Annotated in this window: 17 protein-coding genes; 14 read left to right on the top strand and 3 right to left on the bottom strand. The window is 44.4% G+C overall.

Annotated elements, in window-relative coordinates; translation table 11 throughout:
• The first annotated feature begins 229 nt into the window (after positions 1-229).
• The 10 genes from ASG16_RS12475 to ASG16_RS12435 all read left to right on the top strand — a co-directional run bounded on the left by ASG16_RS12475 (position 230) and on the right by ASG16_RS12435 (position 12,842).
• The gene (locus ASG16_RS12475) at positions 230-637 is read left to right on the top strand and encodes a hypothetical protein (protein WP_048034420.1); all 408 of its coding nucleotides are present in this window, start codon (positions 230-232) and stop codon (positions 635-637) included.
• A gap of 13 nt (positions 638-650) precedes the next feature.
• Positions 651-1,157 (top strand): hypothetical protein, encoded by a 507-nt coding sequence (locus ASG16_RS12470; RefSeq protein ID WP_056491402.1) that lies wholly within the window; start codon positions 651-653, stop codon positions 1,155-1,157.
• 197 nt (positions 1,158-1,354) lie between these two features.
• Entirely contained in the window at positions 1,355-6,880 is a 5,526-nt protein-coding gene (locus ASG16_RS12465) for a polymorphic toxin-type HINT domain-containing protein (protein WP_056491400.1), read from the top strand.
• A 15-nt stretch (positions 6,881-6,895) separates the two neighbouring features.
• A complete protein-coding gene (locus tag ASG16_RS12460) occupies positions 6,896-7,279 on the top strand; it encodes a hypothetical protein (RefSeq protein WP_056491398.1) in 384 nt (127 codons plus the stop codon).
• A 551-nt stretch (positions 7,280-7,830) separates the two neighbouring features.
• Positions 7,831-9,114: a helix-turn-helix domain-containing protein gene (locus ASG16_RS12455; protein ID WP_056491394.1), complete on the top strand. Its 1,284-nt coding sequence runs from the start codon at positions 7,831-7,833 to the stop codon at positions 9,112-9,114.
• Positions 9,115-9,117: 3 nt separating this feature from the next.
• Positions 9,118-9,240 (top strand): hypothetical protein, encoded by a 123-nt coding sequence (locus ASG16_RS31515; RefSeq protein ID WP_016742160.1) that lies wholly within the window; start codon positions 9,118-9,120, stop codon positions 9,238-9,240.
• Between the two features lie 136 nt (positions 9,241-9,376).
• Positions 9,377-9,694, top strand: coding sequence for an HD domain-containing protein (locus ASG16_RS12450; RefSeq protein WP_056491393.1), 318 nt, complete (start codon positions 9,377-9,379; stop codon positions 9,692-9,694).
• Between the two features lie 117 nt (positions 9,695-9,811).
• Positions 9,812-10,285 carry a tripartite tricarboxylate transporter TctB family protein gene (locus ASG16_RS12445; RefSeq protein WP_056491392.1) on the top strand — a complete coding sequence of 158 codons (474 nt, stop codon included), beginning with the start codon at positions 9,812-9,814 and terminating at the stop codon, positions 10,283-10,285.
• Between the two features lie 18 nt (positions 10,286-10,303).
• The gene (locus ASG16_RS12440; RefSeq protein ID WP_082517254.1) at positions 10,304-11,830 is read left to right on the top strand and encodes a tripartite tricarboxylate transporter permease; all 1,527 of its coding nucleotides are present in this window, start codon (positions 10,304-10,306) and stop codon (positions 11,828-11,830) included.
• Positions 11,820-12,842 carry a tripartite tricarboxylate transporter substrate binding protein gene (locus ASG16_RS12435; RefSeq protein WP_056491391.1) on the top strand — a complete coding sequence of 341 codons (1,023 nt, stop codon included), beginning with the start codon at positions 11,820-11,822 and terminating at the stop codon, positions 12,840-12,842. Before ASG16_RS12440 ends, ASG16_RS12435 begins: the two co-directional genes overlap by 11 nt.
• 58 nt (positions 12,843-12,900) lie before the next feature.
• Here ASG16_RS12435 and ASG16_RS12430 read toward each other — a convergent pair whose 3' ends face one another.
• Both ASG16_RS12430 and ASG16_RS31510 read right to left on the bottom strand, forming a co-directional pair.
• Entirely contained in the window at positions 12,901-13,374 is a 474-nt protein-coding gene (locus ASG16_RS12430) for a GNAT family N-acetyltransferase (RefSeq protein WP_048034413.1), read from the bottom strand.
• A 95-nt stretch (positions 13,375-13,469) separates the two neighbouring features.
• A complete protein-coding gene (locus tag ASG16_RS31510) occupies positions 13,470-13,640 on the bottom strand; it encodes a DUF418 domain-containing protein (RefSeq protein ID WP_255413005.1) in 171 nt (56 codons plus the stop codon).
• Between the two features lie 239 nt (positions 13,641-13,879).
• Between ASG16_RS31510 and ASG16_RS12420 the strand changes: the two genes are divergently transcribed.
• From ASG16_RS12420 to ASG16_RS12405, 4 genes are all read left to right on the top strand, one after another.
• A complete protein-coding gene (locus ASG16_RS12420) occupies positions 13,880-14,650 on the top strand; it encodes a 3-hydroxyacyl-CoA dehydrogenase (protein ID WP_056491390.1) in 771 nt (256 codons plus the stop codon).
• 45 nt (positions 14,651-14,695) lie between these two features.
• The gene (locus ASG16_RS12415) at positions 14,696-15,226 is read left to right on the top strand and encodes a MarR family winged helix-turn-helix transcriptional regulator (protein WP_056491386.1); all 531 of its coding nucleotides are present in this window, start codon (positions 14,696-14,698) and stop codon (positions 15,224-15,226) included.
• Positions 15,227-15,321: 95 nt separating this feature from the next.
• A complete protein-coding gene (locus ASG16_RS12410; protein ID WP_056491384.1) occupies positions 15,322-15,828 on the top strand; it encodes a hypothetical protein in 507 nt (168 codons plus the stop codon).
• The gene (locus ASG16_RS12405; RefSeq protein ID WP_056491382.1) at positions 15,825-16,691 is read left to right on the top strand and encodes an SDR family oxidoreductase; all 867 of its coding nucleotides are present in this window, start codon (positions 15,825-15,827) and stop codon (positions 16,689-16,691) included. The genes ASG16_RS12410 and ASG16_RS12405 overlap by 4 nt, the downstream gene beginning before the upstream one ends.
• Here ASG16_RS12405 and ASG16_RS12400 read toward each other — a convergent pair.
• Positions 16,688-19,282: a winged helix-turn-helix domain-containing protein gene (locus ASG16_RS12400; RefSeq protein ID WP_056491381.1), complete on the bottom strand. Its 2,595-nt coding sequence runs from the start codon at positions 19,280-19,282 to the stop codon at positions 16,688-16,690. The two genes, ASG16_RS12405 and ASG16_RS12400, sit on opposite strands and share 4 nt — an antisense overlap.
• Positions 19,283-19,385: the final 103 nt, after the last annotated feature.

Below are 19,385 nucleotides of genomic sequence, written 5' to 3'. Positions count from 1 at the left end.
AGCTTTTTATTTGTATGAATGGAAGTGGCTTGGTAGTGGTTTTCACCTGATGGGGAAGTAGCCAATCGAATATTCATCCACCGACCCAATATAGGTGACTACTATGTGCTATTCCCACACTGATGTTCAAAATTTGATAAAACTAAATAAACGACCCTTTTTAATAAAATTTGACAAATGGGAAATATTGTGAAATTATATTTTTACAATATTTGGAGGTTGATGTAATTTGAGTAAGATGAGCAGAGTTGTTTTTTCTATAACAACTATCCTCGGACTAGTTGTTGGTGGAGGCACTATTCTCGCTAGACCGGATTATGTTTGGGACTTTGAAGACTTTTATTCGTATGCTGTTGACTCAAAAGCAGATCCTGGGAATGTTTTTCTTAGTGGTTACACGAAAGGTACTGGTCCAGATTTAAGAAAAGTAACGACTTCCTCTAAGTTTTATAAAAATGGGACTTATATCACATCTGAAACTGAAAGTGACACTGGTAGAGACGCTTGGACTAAGACATCATACTATACTAGACCGGGTACAACGGAAGCAGAAGTAAAAACGGTTCACAAAGTTTATACTCTTGATGGCTCTTACTTATCTGAGACTAGTGCAGCTAGTTGGAAAAAGAAGAAATAGGAGGGAAAATTAAATGATGAAGAAAATGATACCTTTGTGCATTGGACTTGTTTTTGTAGTTATGATTGGTCCTAATGTATTGGCGGATAAAGGAATTCCTCAATTAACAGATTCCTCACAAAAATATCAGAGTGAAACTTTAGATAAACTGGGAATACGATCTGCTAATTCTTCATTCATGAAGAACGATACTTCTAGTTTTTCTGCTTTTGATACCGTAGTGGATGACGAGGGAAAAGAGTGGATCTATGTTTCGTATTTACATAGCAACTTAATAGAAGAGCAATTAAAAGAGAAATACTCTAGAGAAGTGTCTACTTCATTTATAGATGTTCAAGAGCAGATCTTAGATCCGATTATACAGGAAGGAGATACTATACCTGTCTTGTTAGTCAATGAGGACCTTACTTTTGGAAAAATGGCTTACTTACAAGAAGAAGGGAATGGGGATCTTATCCTTGCTGAGTTTGAATTAGACGAGGATAGCAAACAATGGGTAATCACTAAAGAAGCAAAATAATAAATGAATAAGTGAAGTGAAGCAACGTAGTACGGCTATCTTATAAGGCTAATTATGGCCAAGGGATAGCCTTTCATTTTTTCTCAGTACCCTGCAATAATTTGTAAAAAACCAGAAAAAAGACCTATGTAAAAACACGGATATATAATCTGAAATTTACGCGTTATGTAAAAAACAGGGATAATGGAGGCGTTTTTTTGAAGAAGTACCTAAGAATATTTTTAGCTTTCGTTCTATTATTAACAGTTTCAGTCCCAACAAGCTATCTTCCAAATGCGGTGCAAAGAGTGTCTGCGTCTAGTTTACAAGAGGTGAATCTCCCAAGTTCTGAAGAAGAGAAAGTTGATCAAAAAGTAAAATCATTATTCGCATCTCATGAAAAAGTGGAATTACGAGTCGGGGAATCGACAAACGTTCGTATCTTCAGTGACTCTCATAGTAACAGTAGCGATGTAACTCAAGAGGTCTCTTGGACCTCAGAAAAGAAAGGCATTGTATCGATTAAAGACGGGCAGTTTTCAGCAACAGCTATTGGTTCAACTTTGGTAACTGTTCAGTATGGAGAACAAGAATTAATAATTCCAGTTCAAGTATCACCTAACCCAGAGAATCTAGAGATTAAGGCAAGTGAAAATGAAGGAAGCGCCATTTTAAGTTGGGGAGATATGGATGCTGCTAGTTATACAGTGAAACGAGGAGAAAATAAGAGAAAATACGAAGTTCTTGCGGCTAATCTGAAGAAGCACACTTTTTCTGATGATACAGTCAAATCCGGTGCAACCTATTATTATATGGTTGAAGCACACTTATCTAATGGAGATACCGTTGTTTCAAAGCCAGTAAAAATCAAAATGAAAAAAAGGCAGAATGACTTTACATTAGAAACTGATTCTACTAGCCTTGACTTTCAAGTCGGTGAATCTAAATCAATAGAAATAATTGCGAAGTTTACAGATGGTACGACTAGAGATGTAAGCACCAAGATAAAATGGAAAGTCGAAGATGAGAGTATTGTTTCGATAACCAACGAAAAGATAGAAGCAATGAATGCAGGGAAAACGAGGATCATCGGCTTTTACAATCAAAAAGAAATCCAGCTAGAAGTATCGGTTGGTACCGATGAATCTATTCACCTCAGTGCGCAACAAGAAAACGAAGAAATCCGGTTGACTTGGAGTGAATGGTCAGAAGACTCAAAGTATATCGTGCAACGTCGAGTTGGTAATGAAGAATTCGAACAAATAACGGATGAATGGTGGGCAACAAATTATAAGGATACCTCATTACAAAAAGGAGCCACTCATGAGTATAGAATTATTGGGCTTGGCACCGACGGATCACAAACTTTATCAAATGTAACTACTGTACAGATACATCAGGATGAACCTACATTAATTCCTTCTCTTCATAAAGTAGCTTTACATGTAGGTGGTGAAAAACAAGTAACCGTTGAGCTTCAAAATCCAGATGGCACAATGAAAGACGTTACAAACGAGGTTCTTTGGAAGGTAAAAGACGAAACGATAATTAGTGTTAGTAATGGCAAGATAACTGCACATGCTGAAGGAACAACACTGATTAGTGCTTACTATGAAGACAAGATGACAGATATTGAGATTTCTGTATCAGATCCTCAAGAACGTATTCAACTTGATGTAACTCCTACTGAGACTGGGAATATTCTTAGTTGGAATACGGAAGACAAAATTACGAGTTATAGCGTAAAAATGCGAAGCAGTAATTCTCAAAGTTATGAAGAGGTAATTTCAAAACTAACGGAAACCTCCTATGTAGATCATTCCATTGATCAAAATTCTGATGAATCTAGATACTATGTAGTAACTGGTATGACTGAAACCGGTGAAATGCTTCTCTCGAATGAGGTAGAAATTACCTCACAAAAGAATGCATTGAATTCCGTTCTTCCAGAGGAGATCAAACCATTAAGAACACCTGGTCCTGTTGAAGATACGATTGGAGCTTCAGGATATAACTGGTATTCTATTACACTACAAGAGAATCATACGCTTAGCTTATTTACACCAGATCTTCAGGGGAGTGGGACCTCTAAAGACATTTACAGTGATCCAACTCAACTATCATTAGCTTACACAACAAAGAATACCTTAACATATACACCCAAAACCAGTGGTACTTACTATATTAAAATAAAGGGCAACAGTAGACAAAAAATTACTATCTCTACTGGTGATGGATCTAGCTTTGAGCGAGCATATGCAATCGTTTTTGATAAAGATGACAAGAAGGATATAGGGAAAATCTCGGGTCCTGGAAACGATAGTATATACTTTACTGCGGAGTTGACAGAGGGATTTAACTATCACATTTGGGGAGACCTGTCAGCCAAAGGCTGGGTCTTGTACGATAACACACACCGAGAGATTTTATCTGGTACTACTGCACGTGCTGATATCAAGGTTGATACAAGTGGAACATACTACATTAAATTGTTAACCGGCGAGAATGCTGGGGAGCACCAATACTATATTCTTAAATCTATCCCACTTTCCGTATCTACGCCTCAAAGCTATACAATTGGGCCTGAAAAGAAAATATGGTATCAAGTGAAAACTAAAGCGAATCATACCTTAAGAGTTTATACGCCAGGTTTTAGTGGTTTTGGTACTGGTAAGTACTTATACGATGATCCGAACAAACCTGCTATAAAAACGGTTTCTGCAGACACTCTTACTTTTACCCCTATGGAAACGAGTACCTATTTTATAGTAATTTCGGGGAGTAGCGGAAAGACATTTTCTATCACAGCTGGTGATGGATCTGATCTTAACCAAGCGCATTCCGTTTCTTTGGAGTGGGCAAAAGGAACGATTGCTACTTTTTCCACTCCGAGTAATGATAGCATCTTCTTTCGGACGGAATTAAAAGCAGGATTCAATTATCATCTTTGGGGGAAAGGTTCTTCTCCGATTGAAGGCTGGGTCTTGTATGATAGTGCAAAAAAAGAAATCCTATCCGATACTACTTCACGTATGGATATAAGAATCGAGACAAGTGGAACGTACTATATCAAAATGCTAACTGGAGGAAGTGGTGGAGAAAATAAGTATGAATGGCTCGTATCCATACCAGTATCATTACCAGGCCCTCAAACAGATAGTTTTGGCTCATCTAAAGACATTTGGTACATTGTAAAGGCACAAGCAAATCAAACTATCAAAATAGTGCAAAAAGGAATCAGTTGGACAGGATCAATAACTCTTTTAGATGACCCAAATGGTTCAAAAATTGTATCTTCTTCGGGTGATACTCTTACTTATACTCCTTTGAGTTCAGGGATATATTTTATTCGGATAACCGATCAATATAAAGCTCCTGGTGATGTGGTTACGATCAATATAGAAGGGGTAGAACCATGGCAGCCCCCCTCAACATCGCCATCTCCTAACCCAGACCCTGTAAATATTGAAATTTTGAAAGAAAATGAGTCTATAGATGTAACAGCAAACTCTGGTAAGAGCTTGTACTACAAGTTTACTCCTTCAGTTTCTGGGAACTATCGTTTTTTTACCAGCCCATATAAGAACGAAGGACCGGAAAACGATACGTACCTTCAATTATATTCAGATGATTCATTCACAACATTATTGGCAGAAAACGATAACGTTCCGGATGGTCCATATGGAGAACTCTTCTCAAAGCTCGAATATAATGTGAGAGCAGGTACTAGTTACTATTTGAAACTAAGCTCTCATAATGACAGCTTGAATACGCGCATTACGGTTGAAGCTGTGGATGCTGATAGCACAAGAGAAGGAGCCATTCCTGCTGAGTGGGACGAAATATACACTGATCTATTATCATCCCGCTATGACGTTGATTACTTCGTTCTCAAAGCAGAAGAAATGGCTTACATGAACCTTTATGTGACAAATAACATGTTAATCCTGGAAGACTCCCACGGTAATATGCTCCAAACATTCCATGCGGATGAGCAAAATACGTTATTTGTAACTGAGACATCTGGAACCTATTATGCAAAAGTTGTTTGGAATAAAGACCAAAAAATACTTACTAAATCGGGTATATCCACACTATCGACGGAGATAGGTGGCAGCTATCAGGCAGGCTTTCATGATCCAAAACGAATTTCCAGTAATTTCGCCCTGGATACGACGCCAGGCTTCGAAAAATCGGTAACAGTACAATGGAAATTTTCTGATCCCCATCCAAGTGTCAAAATTCAAGTTCTAAGGCAGAATACGGTCGTATATGAAGAGACTAGAACTAACTTAGAGGCTACGTATCAAACGTTTACTTGGAATGGCCGCTATACAAAAGTGAACCCCGGCCAATGGGCTCCAACCGGTGTATACTTTATTAAGATCGTAGCTTCTGATGCACCAGAGTATCCAATTACTTTACCGATAAGTGTAGTCAATACAATTCCAACTGAAGAATATGATGTCCAGTACCTAATCTCTCACTACAACAGCAGCATATCTAGTGAAACCATCCGTAAGGCACAAGAGAAATTAAAGGAAATGATGTTCTACGATGGTCCTATTACGGGTAGGTATGATGAAGAATTCTTGATGTCTGTAATTGCCTTTGAAGCAGTTCTCAACAGAAGTACGCACGTTTCACTCAATGTTAACGTTGGAGGAGGAGAGATACTTAAAGAGCAAGGGGAATTAACGAACCAGTTAGTTCATTACATTAACAGCGGAAGAGCAACCGGAAAAGATAAGTACGGACTCTATGCCCAGTTCCTATTTTCTGGAGATATTGTCATATATGAAACCGGTGCCGTACTCGTTCCAGCGTTCCGTTTAACAAAGATTGGCGGAAAGCTAGTCAAAAAAGCAGCAAAGACTATGGACGAACTATTCGAATGCAATTGCTTTACAGCAGGAACAAAGGTTTTGACGGAAGACGGAGAGAAGAATATTGAAGACATTGTAGTCGGAGATAAAGTTCTTTCAAAAGATGAGAAGACAGGTGAGATTGCTTACAAGAAAGTTACACATCTACATCGAAACAAAAAAGAGTACACCTACGAATTGAGTGTTGGAAACCAGATCATTGAAACAACCGCTAATCATCCGTTCTGGGTCGAAGGAAGACAATGGGTTCTTGCTGTAGATCTACAGGTTGGTGATCTGTTAAAACAAAGTAACGGGAATACCTTAAAAATAGAAAAAATCAATGTAGTCAAACATGATGAAAAAGTCAAGGTATACAATTTTACAGTTGAGGATTTCAACACGTACTTTGTGACTGACTTAGGAATATGGGTTCATAATATCGGTAATTGCGAATGGGATGATATTGAAAAGTACTTTGCCCCAAATGCTAGAAGACATATCCTTGAAGGAGAAATTAACGAAAAAGGAAAAGCTGTAGGTTGGCATCATGAGCCGAGTTCGAGAACTAATCGAATTGTCGGAAGCCAAACAAATCCTGATTCACACGGTGTATACGATGGAGTAGTAGATATTTTTAATGGCACATCTTATGTCAGGAAAGAGCAAACATCGTCCTTCTTTCCAAAACATTGGTCTGCTGATGATGTAATGACTGCCATTTATGAAGTGTATGTTGACGCAATCCCCTCCATAAAGCCTAGTGGAACGGAATTTATACGCAAATGGGAAGGTAGGCATTCCTCTGGCATTAAAATTGAAATGTGGCTAGACAAGGATGGAAGGATTACTACAGCTTACCCAATTTATGAACCATAATCTAGGAGGAACCCTATGATACCTTACGAAATTGTTTTCGATGATAAGGCAGATAAACTACGAATTTGCTTACCAGAACATTTATCGATTGTAGAAGAATTTTTAGAAGTCGAGGTTCGGTCGGAACTCTCGAAAAACTTAATTTTAGACCGGATACAAAGAGTGGTATCAGGTGAAGAGGAAGTATCAGATGGTACTGGAAATTTATACAGTTCCGAAATACGGAGGGATTATACTCGAATTTATAACTCATACGTTGAGGAAGAACTAGAAGCGGGTATAGACACTGGCGAGGACTTGGAGTCAATCATTGAAACAAGATATTTTGCAGAGCTAGTTACGATTTGGATGGATGCTCTAAATGAGCATCGACAACAACAACGTGATTCCACGAAATGATTGAAAGAACGGATAGTATTAAAGAAGACAGAAGTAGATAGCCACAAAAAGCCGCTTGTTTAGTTAAGCGGCTTTTTCGTAAATACCTTCATGTACGCATAATATGATTGCTGTTGATCTATACCCATACCAATACTGGGTGTTATGACAGTAAATTATTGATGAGTGTAGTAGTTTCATATCAAGTTATTCTTATCAAAATTATGTTTGACATGATCAACTCGATAGCACAACCTTAAGTCACATTCAATAAACCAATTGCTCGGCTTGCATAAAAACTTTATCGACTCGATTTTGATGAAGCTATGGAAGCTTTCCAGATCACTTTATGGTTTAAATCTTCTCCACTCAATTGGAAATAAATAAGTGATAATTGCCTTATGGATTCCTAGTAATAGTATTGCCCACTCTAAAGAGTTTGTTTTCCATCTCTTCCCCACTCTAGTAAAAAAGTGTAATCTATTTAAAAATGATTCAAATCGATTATATCATCCGTGGTTTATTGTGCTATCATATCCATAAAAAGGAATCATCAGGAGGGTGTATTTGCTGTGATTTCAGAGGGAAAAACCTTTGGGGGTATATTACGAGTATATCGAAATAGAGCAAACTTAACACTGACTGAGTTATCAGAAAGAACAGGTGTAGCTTCTGGAACCATTAGTAAGCTAGAATCCGATGCCTTTACTTTACCAAATATGCAGCATGTAATGAAACTGGCAAAAGTACTGGATATTCCACTTTATACAGCGATCGTACCTTATTTAGATAAAATGAAGCGCGAAGCGACACTGCGGTCTCTATTAGAGGCAGTGATGCAAGAGAAGAATGTGGTTCTTACCAACAAAGTGGCTTTGCAATTGCTAAATTGTCCCAAAAGCAATACATTTCTTTCTTTAGACTATTTGTATCAAACCGCAGGAACGGAAGGGAATGAAGAACTGCGTTTGGCTCTTTATGACGTGATCTGTGACTACTCACGTGAGCATGGAATTCCTTTGTATCTGGCAAGGTCGCTTTTCCAACGATACATGATTCGACGTGAAAATCTTAGCCAATTAGATCAAACCTATGTAGAGGGTAAGGAGCTATTACACTACACGTCCTATCTGCATATCAATGAGCGAATTTTGACCTACTATAAATTTTCCTTCCATGCCCTGCGTCTTGGATTCTATTCAGATTGTATCCATCTGTGTAAACAAGGTCTTGAAATCGACCATAGTCAGAGTGAGCAAAAAGCGGCAGCGATCCTTGCGATCATCATTTCTTATTTTGAGCTGGAAGACTACACATTGGGACATTTTTATCTGGAGAGATACGAAATGTTCGATTATCCCGAAGTACATAAACATGCCAGACATATTCGGGGGAAGCTATACGGAAAGACAGGGAAATTTGATAAGGCCATTCCGGTATTACAGGAATGTCTTGCGCAACAAGCACAAGATGACAAGATAGTGATCGCGAATGATTTGTTGGAGATTTATATTCAGGTAGGAGAAGAAAAGAAAATCCGTGAACTATTTTTAACAGAGGCATCGATCTTGCCAGAGAATTTAACTACTCCGAATCAATACAATCAAATGGGACTGTATTTCCGAACGAAGGGCATCTTTTACATTCAAAAAGACGAAGCAGACTTGGGGATCGAGAGTCTTGTGGAGAGCGTGAATTACTATCGTGCAATCAATGAGATAAAACAGGCAGATAAGAGTCTTAGCGTTCTTTTTGAATTCTATGTGTCGCAGAAAAAAAATCTTCCTTTTGATATACTCCATAAATTGGTAAACGTGTATAATGGAAGTAATCATAGATCCAAACAGGAGGTATAGGTCATGAAGAAATGGATATTGTCTTTATGTATGTTAACCGCCTTCATTACAATGCCAGTTTTAGTAGAACAACCAGCCAAGCAATCCAATCTGATTATACAATATGGCTGGCCGGAGCCTTGGTAATCATCTGAACAATACGATCAATGCCCTCCAATTGGGAGGGCATTTGTTATACGTAAGACAACTTTTTCACTTGAGTATTTAGTTATAATTAATTATAACTAGTTATATATAGTTATAATTGGTATGGAGGTAGCGGATGCAGATGGTGACGACGACGATGGTCAATTCGCAAAAATTATGGATGGTGGTTAAGCGGATGGAGCCGCATTTGATCCGCAATCAGGCCAATATGGAGAAGCTTTTGAAAATGCTGATGATCCACGACGTCGCCTCCGTGTCTGCAAAACGAGAAACGACCCCGCAGCAGGAAGGCTCCTCCTTTCACGGGCTGCGAATAGACGATGTTTCAAACGGCGATATCAAAGAGCTTTGGAGCGAGTTCGAAAGCAATGAGACGTATGAAGCGAAGGTTGCCCATGCCATTATTCGTCTGATCGACCAAATCGAAATCTAGCTGACTACCATATGCTATGTCCCGTGTGGACTGGCTATGGTAGTTTTTTTCTGCTTTCGCACACAATGGGCGCATGAGCCATAGGCTGTTGGTAGCTTTTTTGCTGAGGTGATACACATGAGACGCCCGGATAATCAGCCAGATTTTATTGGCGCCCTTTTAAGTATGATCCTTGGAGTCTTCATATCGTTCGAGGCCTATCGTCTGGAGGCATTTTCGACGTCGTTGTACGTAGGAGATCACACGCTGCCTGCGATTCTTGGCTTATTGTTTTTCATGCTCGGGGGTGTGCTGCTTATCCAATCATTCCGTGAGACCGAGGAAGCCTCTTCGCCCAATCCCGAACCGCTTCTTCCTGGAAAAAGGCTCCGCCTGCTGCTTTGCTTTTTATTCCTGTTGCTGTATGTCTGGCTGCTCGGGGCGATCGGTTACACAATGGCTACGTTCTTTGTCTCGTTTGCATTTTTTATACTGATCGGCAGCTACCGGTGGCGAACGTCCATTGTGTACTCTGTCCTTTTGACAGGGGGGCTGTATGTGGTATTCATTTACTCGCTGCATATCACATTGCCTGGAGGAGATTTGTTTTAGAGCAAGCATGATAAGGAGGTGCTGATCATCGAGACGTTCCAATTACTACTGGCTGGTTTTGCTTCAGCCCTCACGCCGGAGCATTTGCTCATGGCAGCACTCGGCGCTCTTATTGGCACCTTTGTAGGTGTATTGCCCGGTCTCGGTCCCACTTCTGCTATCGCGATTCTGCTTCCGGTGACAGCCGTACTGGAGCCGACACAAGGCATGATCATGCTGGCAGGTATTTATTACGGGGCTATGTACGGTGGCTCGACGACAGCGATTCTGCTCAATATCCCGGGGGAGCTATCGTCAGTCCCCACATGTCTGGATGGCTATCCGCTCGCGAAAAAAGGGAGAGGTGGGCCAGCATTGGGGATATCCGCACTGGCTTCGTTTGGTGCAGGGGTACTCGGGGTAATCGGACTCGTCTTTTTTGCTCCCATTTTGGCAGATCAAGCGTTAAAATTCGGACCGCCTGAATATTTTGCGCTGATGATTTTGGCTCTCACGCTGATGGTCAGTCTATCAGGAGGATCATTGGTCAAATCATTTTTGATGGGAGCATTCGGCTATACGCTCGCTTTAGTTGGGCTGGGACCATCCTCTGGCATGCCACGCTTTGATTACGGCGTCCCCGCATTGGTCGGCGGTTTTGACATGATTAGTATCATCATCGGGTTGTTTGCAATTACGGAAGTCCTCAAAGGGATTGATGAAAAACGCACAGCTACCCTGATTGGCAAGCCAGGCAGTGTCTACCCGAAAAAGGAAGACTTGAGAGTAAGTGCCGGGCCTATGCTGAGAGGCGGGATTGTCGGCTTCTTTCTTGGATTGCTGCCGGGCTGTTCGGCTGCGATCACGTCGTTTTTGGCCTACGATATGGAGAAAAAGCTATCGAAGCATCCCGAGAAGTTCGGTCAGGGAACAATCGAAGGGGTAGCGGCACCAGAAGCAGCGAATAATGCGACGAGCAGCGCTGGCTTCATCCCGCTGTTTTCGCTCGGGATTCCCTCCTCACCGCCACTGGCGATTTTGTTGGCAGGCTTGATGATCTACGGATTGACGCCTGGTCCTGTTTTGTTTGAACAAAATGCGGGCTTTGTCTGGACGGTCATCGCCTCGATGTTCGTGGGGAATGCGATGCTTCTCGTACTGAACCTCCCGATGGTCTGGGTGTGGGTCAAATTGACAAGGGTACCATATGGCATCATGGCTCCGATCATCCTGATGTTCTGCACGATTGGGGCATACAGTGTGCGGAACAGCATGTTTGATGTGTGGGTGGCCTTTCTTTTTGGCGGACTTGGGTATGTCTTTTCCAAATATAAATGGCCAGTTGTTCCGCTGGTTTTGTGCTTCATTCTGGGCCCTCTTCTGGAAGAATCCTTCATTCAAACGATGGCGATGGGCTCGGGGGATCTCAGCATTGTTTTGTTTCGACCTTTATCGTTGACCATCTTGCTGGCAGCAGGAGCACTCTTGATTATCTCGATGATGTTGAACCGCCGAACACAGCAACGGTTGAAAGAAGAGCGAGACCGGGGAGTAGATGTCGCGTAGGGAGGTAGAGTCATTGAAAGGGTATAAACAATGGCTGGCTGTCATCATGTCGTTGCTTTTGGCGGCAGCCGTTAGCGCATGTGGAAATCAAGGTACAGCCGAGTCGGCCTATCCATCGAAGCAGGTGGAGTACATCGTACCGTATTCGGCCGGGGGCGGAGTCGACCTCGTGGCCAGAGCCGCAGCCGATTATTTGAGCAAGGAATGGGGGCAGCCGATCGTCGTCGTCAACAAGGCGGGAGGTGGTGGGGCAGTAGGAGCGGAGTATGCATTAAAGCAAGCCAAAAACGATGGTTACACAGCGCTTGCTGTCAATGTATCGAATACGACGATGCTCGCTGCTGGGATGAAAACACCGCCGATTACGAACGAGGATCAAGTCTATACGGCCAGGATTGGCAAAGGGACACTTGCGTTTGCAGTAAAAGCCGACGCGCCTTGGAAAGATTTCGCTGAATTTTCCGCGTGGGTGCGCGCGAATCCGGAGCAGTTAACATGGACTTCCGTCGGGCCAGCGGGCTTTTCCGCTTTTGGGGTAGCAGAGTGGTTGGATGTGATTGGAGCTGACTTCGCCAAGACAAGAATGATTGTGACAAAAGGCGCTTCCGATTCCGTCCCGAAAGTGGCTGGAGGGCACGCAATTTTGGCGGTGCATACTGTGGGGGAGATCATGCCGATGCTGCAAGCGGGCAAGGTCAAAATCCTCGCCGTATCAGGTGAGACGCGAAGTCCGTTCCTGCCGGACGTTCCGACTGCGGGGGAACAAGGGATACAAGGCTTGTCGGTTTTCTGGTGGACGGGAGTATCTTTTGCCAAAGGAACGCCAGAGTCGGTTATTCGCAAATGGGAAGAAGCGATTGCCAAGATGGAAAAGGACCCAGCCTTTTTGCAAAAGCTGAGTGAAATCCAGGTGGAGCCGGCATATGCGGCCAGTGAAGCATTTACGAAGGAAACACAGGCGGAAACGACGTACTACTTGGAATTGGCGACCAAGAAGGGCATTCGAAAATAAAGGCGACGAAAGAAAAAAGGGAGAATGGCTTCATAGCTGTTCTCCCTTTTCCATCTATCTATTTAGGTATCCGTTTTTCGTACCTGAATTTATAAAAACCATTCACTGCGTTCGGTTCAGTCTCGCCGACTTTTTTGTAACCGCATTTCTCATAAAAGTGCTGGTTCCGAACGGCTTCATAGCCGGTATCAAGCGTCCACTTTTTGATGTGTGGATACGCAGCCTCCATGAACTGCATGGTTTGGCTTCCGATACGCAAGTTTTGCTTATCAGGATCGACATAGATGATCCCCAGCTCCAAATGCTCATGATCGACGGGAAGGAGGCAAAAACCGCCAACGATCTGGTCATCCAGCAAGATCGTATAGTAATGGGCCTTTTGCATGAACAAAATATGCTGGTCAGGCTGGTCATGTCCGGCAGGGCCCTCTCCGTACTTTTGGACGTCTTCTGCGAAGCAGCGGGTGGCAATTTGGGTGAGTTGCTCCGCGTTCGCGGGGACAGCCTTCTTGAAAAAAACCATAGGACTCATGAGATCATCTCCAGTTCGTCTGACTACTTCGAAATTGGTGTATGAATGATTAGCAAAATTCTCCTATATAGCAGACGGATGAACCCACAGAATGGTTACCGACTTATTTTTCTCATTATGCTTTCCAACGGTCCCCTTTCGAACCAACGTCTCCATAAGAGCGAGAGTTTAATGGAAAAAAGGAAGAATCCTGCGGCGTAGAGCATCGCAAAAGCAAGCGATTGATTTTCGAGTCTGCCAATCAAGGCGAGGAAGCCAGCCAACATTTTTTTGCGTACAGCTCGATCGAGCAGGTTGAGTCGACCAAGCCACAATCCGAGAAGGAAAAAGCACAACTGTCCTTTGCCCGGACACAGATGTCTCATATCTGTCTGGTTTTGAGAAGGTCGAGACTGCTTGTCACTTGTGAAAAACCACGTGCGACAAGGAGGGACTCGGTTGGTATCCAACTTGCAAAGCTTTTTTCTGAATGCGGATGCAATTGTAGAGGAAGGGAGAGAATGGCTTGGATATGCGGGAAGTGGTTGCCATTGTAACGGGTGGTGCTTCCGGTTTGGGAGAAGCCGCTGTGAGGAATGTAGTTCAACACGGAGGAAGAGTAGCCATTCTTGATTTGACGGTAGAGAAGGGGCAAGCGCTGGCGAATGAGCTGGGGCGCGAAAATGCTTTGTTCGTGCATACGGATGTCATGAGTGAGGTGAGTGTGCGGGAGGCAATCGATCAGGCTGCTGGCACATTCGGTACGATTCACGCCGTGGTCAACTGTGCGGGGATAGGTTTGGCTCAAAAAACACTGTCTCGAAGCGGTCCACATCCACTGGAATCCTTCAGCAAAGTTATTTCAGTCAATCTGATCGGTACTTTTAATGTCATTCGGTTGGCGGTGGAGCAAATGGCAGGAAACGAGCCGAACCAACAGGGGGAGCGGGGTGTCATCATCAATACTGCATCGGTGGCGGCTTTTGAAGGGCAGGTGGGGCAGGTTGCCTATAGCGCCTCCAAAGGAGGAATCGTAAGCATGACCTTGCCACTAGCAAGAGATCTGGCTTCGTATGGCATACGCGTGATGGCGATTGCTCCAGGGCTATTTGACACGCCGATGTTCGATCAGCTCCCGCGCTCTGAAAAAGCTGCGTTGGGTGCGACTGTTCCTTTTCCTCCTCGCATGGGTGATCCGCTAGAATACGCGATGCTCGTGAACAGCATCATCACCAATCCGATGTTGAATGGAGAAACGATCCGGCTGGATGGGGCAATCAGGATGGCACCGAAATAGAGAAGACGTGTTGACAGAAAAATAGTTAGGTGCCATACTATATCCATGACAAACCATTCAAACGGAAGAAAACAAGAAGACGCGATCCCATCGCTTGTTCAATCGCAGCGCCAGATTGATCGGTATGGACTCGATGTTGATGCGCAAGCTGTACTCGTCGCTGCCAGGCTGATGGAGGCAGGAGCAAAGCTTGGGCATGCGGCCGAAATACATTTTGCCAGATTCGGCTTATCTACGGGACGATATCGGTTATTGGCAGACCTTGAAGATAACGGTGGGGAGGTGCTGCCGTCACAACTGGCAGAGCATCTGGGGGTAACACGTGCTACTGTTACTGGTCTGATTGACATCCTGGAGCGCGATGGCCTAGTTTCACGACGAGCGAGTTCAAAAGATGGCAGGCAAAAATCGGTCATTTTAACGGAGCTCGGGGCTAGCAAGCTACGTGAAATGGCGCCTGAGCACTTTACGAGATTGGAAGCGATGGTCGGATTGCTCAATACCCAGGAGCGCAGCGTGTTTCTCGACCTGCTGGGCCGCGTGACACAAGGCATCTCGGCATTGACAGATGAATAGTAAGCAGGAAAGCGGGCTAGGCAGCTAGCCCATTTTCATTCTCGTATAGTTAGGTTCCTAATTATCTTTGAGAAAGGGGAAAGGAGGTGAAAAACATGCATGACCCTGCAAAATCGGAAGGTGTTTCTCCGATCAAGAGGGCACGTTCTGAACGAAAATCGTTTGTTTTACGGCGAGAAGTAATCATGGCTTATTTGTCTCCTGCGATCATGGCGAGCATAGGAAGATGGATCACCGCTGACAAAGGGCTGCAAATAGGGGCATTGACCACGATTGGCGGAACATCCGCATTGATTGCCGCACTCCTTGGGCGATGGTTACAGAGTCACGGTATACATAAACGCTGGGTCACCCGTACGCCTCATTTGGCACTGGTAGCGCTTATGGGGATGACAATGGCAGTGATCGGTCTATTCGCAGCCTGGATAACAACGGAGTTACTCGTCATCTTTGCTCCCGGTGAGTCGTTGGCTTGGCTAAGTCGTGTCTGGATCGACCTCCCGCTGTCAGCGATAATCGCCAGCACGTTAATCACATGGCGGTGGCGTAGTGCCATCAACCATGATTATCAAAATAGGAATGACGGAGGAGATAGAAAATGATCGTAGTCATGGGAGCAACAGGAACCATAGGTAGTGCACTTTTGAAACGATTGATAGAGCTTGGTGTCCCAACCCGTGCATTGAGCAGAACGCCAGAAAAACTTCAGATGCTAATGGGAGAGCGGGTAGCATCTACGGTGGAAGTCACAGCAGCGGAAGCGTCTGACCCTGAATCGTTGCGTCTGGCGTTTGCAGGGGCGAATCAGCTCTTCCTTTCCCTTTCAAACAGTCCCAATCAGGTCGAGCTGGAAACATCGATGATTCGCATAGCAGCTGAGGCTGGGATCCAACACACCGTGAAAATATCCAGTCCAGCCTACGACGAAAAGGCGCCAGTCGCCGTAGCGGGATGGCACCAGGAAATCGAGAGCGCTTTATCAGAATCGGGTATGAAAAGTACCGTGTTGCGACCGTACGCCTTTATGCAAAATCTGCTCCGCTTCGCACCGACGATCCAGTCGCAACATGTTTTCTTCGGCACGATGGGCGAAACAGCATGCAACTTTATCGATTGCCGGGATATCGCCGATGTTGCCGCAGAGGCATTGACCCATCCCGAAAAGGCAGGTCGTGTATACACACTGACTGGTTCTGAGGTTTTCAGCTATCCACAAATTGCGAGCAAGCTGTCCGAGCTGCTCAACCGCCCGATTACGTACATCAACAAGGATAGCGAAGCACTCCGACATGATCTGATGGAGTACGGAAATATGCCGGAGTGGCTCGCCAGTCATGTCGTTGAAATTCAAGCTATGTCAGTAGCGATCCCGGAAAAACCGACAGACGATGTATTGCGTGTCCTCGACAGAGAGCCTCGCATGCTGGATGCTTTTCTGCATGAACATATTGAAAAGTTCCGTTAATCAACAGGGCTATTTTCTAACAGCGAAATTTCCTGGGCTTTCAGAAGAGCTTGTGTGCGATTGGTGACACCGAGCTTGCCATATATCCGATGTAGGTACACCTTGACCGTCCCGAGCGTATTCCCTAGCTCATCGGCAATCATCTTGTTGGATGCTCCTTTGGCCAGCATGGAAAGGATGATCATTTCTTTTCCAGTTAGCGGCTCGATCAAGGGAGCTTTCCTTTTCTCCATTTTCTTAGGGAAAAGGGATAGCAGTTGATTGACATACGCAGCCGAGACGGACGGACCAGGTGGTTGGGATCGTTTTTTCAAGCGTAGCTGGTAATCGTGCAAGAGGTGAGACATCGCCGTACCTTCGTCCAGAAAGCTACGGACGTAGCAGTTGTTTCCGCCAATCAAGAGTGCTTCGTGGAGGAAAGTCAGCGCTTCCTTTTTATTGCCGCACTGCTGGTGGGCGAGCGCTTGCAGAATGGCGATGTCTACCTGACTGATCAATAGCTCCTCGCGAATACTGGATGGCTTTAGGATCGTTAAAATTCGCAAGGCTTCCTGTTCCTGTTGCTGGGCGAGCAGCAAACGGACATAGGTCAAAACCTCTAATTCTCTCTGAATGCTAGGCTGATTCAATATGGAAGGGGGAAGCTTGGACAACTCCGTTTTCGCTAAAGCGATGTCCCCTTCCTGGATCGCAATGTGTGCGAGAAATGCTTGTAATGGGCTGAACCAGTAAGAAGCACCCCAGCTCGCGAGCATTTCTACTGTCTCTGAAACGATTTTGCGGGCCGCGACAAAATTCCCCTCTACCAGCTTGAGTTTGGCGGATGTCAGTACATAGGGGACGAGGAGGCCAGGTATTTGCTTGTGCAGGGCAACAAAACGAACGCGCTGTAGATAATCAAGGCTTTCTTCCAGCCTGTTTTCCTCATAGAAACCCTCCGCTAATGCCTGAACGACGTACATGTTGATCAAGGAATCCTTCCAGCCATTTGCTTCGAGTATGGCAGAGAACTGATTGCCTACAACCTCTGTCTGCTCGGAAAGTATGCCTTTTAACCCGAATCTCGTACGCCGAATAAATGGTTCTGTCGTGTTGTAATTAAAATGGTAAAACAACGGACTCTCAGGCAACCCTCCGCTAAGCTGTGATGAACTGGCGATCCAGCGATCAAAATCCATCGTGGCGAACACCAAATTCGCTCGGACAAAAAACAGACCGCTCAAAAACTGCCGATGCTCTGTGGAGTCTTCTATGAACGGGATATTTTGCTCCAATTCAGTGAGGGCCACCTCCGCCCTATCTATTTGAACGCACGTAATTAAGAGGAACGTATAGATCAGGCGAAAAAGTGGTGAAAAGTAGTTCACGTGATCTGGGATGCTGTCCAGCGTTCTGAGAAAGCTGGAAAACTCGCCGCGTTGGAGGAGCACCTGAGTATGTTGCTCCAGTAATCTTACAGCCAACGGGTAATCGGCAGCGGCAATCGCATGATCGATCGCTTCGTCTATCAATCCGCGTTCCGCATAGCTCTCACTGGCTAGCCGGTGCAGCTCACGTGCTTCTCCGGGAGCTGTCTGCTCCAGTTGACTGCGCAAAAAATCGGCAAACAAGTGATGGTACCGATACCACGTCCCGTAATCATCCAGTGGGATTAAGAAAATGTTTTGGCGGTGCAAGCGGGTCAGCATTTGTTGGCACTGGGGCAGGCCGGTCAGAGCGTGGCACACGTGAGCGTCCATTCTCGCCAGCACAGAGGTTTTGAGCAAGAAGCTGCGCTCTTCTTCCGGAAGTCGCATGATCACTTCATGAAACAAATACTCCGAAATATTGCGATGAGAGCCAGTAAATCCAGCAAAAAATTGATCGTAGTTCTCCATATTCACGAGTGAAATGGCAGCGAGCTGCAAGCCGGCGATCCATCCCTCTGTACTTTTCACCAGTTGCTCGATTTGCATTTGGGTCAGAGGTAAATCGTGAACCTGCCGGTAAAAGCTGTCCGTCTCTTGATGACTGAAAAGAAATTGTCCCGACTCAATATGACATACTTCATGACGTACGTTCCATTTGACTGTAGAAAAAGGCAACGTGTTGCGACTGGCGATGTACAGATGGACGTGACTCGGAACATATTCCACAAAATAAGCGAGACTGTTGTGGATCGTCTCATCCGAGATCACGTGGTAGTCATCGAGAATGATAGCAAGGGGCTGCGTCGTAGAAGCGAGTTCATTGAGCAGGGAATCGATGAAGGTAAAGATCGAGGTATGACTGGTTGCCTTCATGGCTGGTTCCATTCGTTCGGAGAGTTCTGTGAAGTCAGATTCAGACAGCGTAAATACGATGTATCGCCAAAAGCGAATCAGGTCATTATCCATCTCATCGAGTGAGAGCCATACGGTGGTACCGCCGTACTGATGAGCCCATTGACTGAGCAAGGTCGTTTTTCCATACCCTGCTGGGGCGTATAACGTGGTCAGTCGGCATTGCAGGCCAGCGTCCATTTTTTGCAGCAGTCGGCTCCTATGAACGCTATTCGACCGAACGGCGGGCATTGCTGTTTTGGTTTTCAGCATAATGGAATGATGGAGCATGTTTGTACCGTCCTATGTATTAGAATCTTATGAGTCCATTATACTAGTTATCGGCAAGAATCGACATTTGAAAAAAGAAAGAATCTTTTATCCCAAGAAGCAG

This window comes from Brevibacillus sp. Leaf182 (assembly GCF_001423865.2).
In the GTDB taxonomy this organism is placed as follows: domain Bacteria; phylum Bacillota; class Bacilli; order Brevibacillales; family Brevibacillaceae; genus Brevibacillus; species Brevibacillus brevis_C.
The sequence above is the reverse complement of the archived record's forward strand: the minus strand, read 5'-3'. Positions and strand labels throughout refer to the sequence as shown.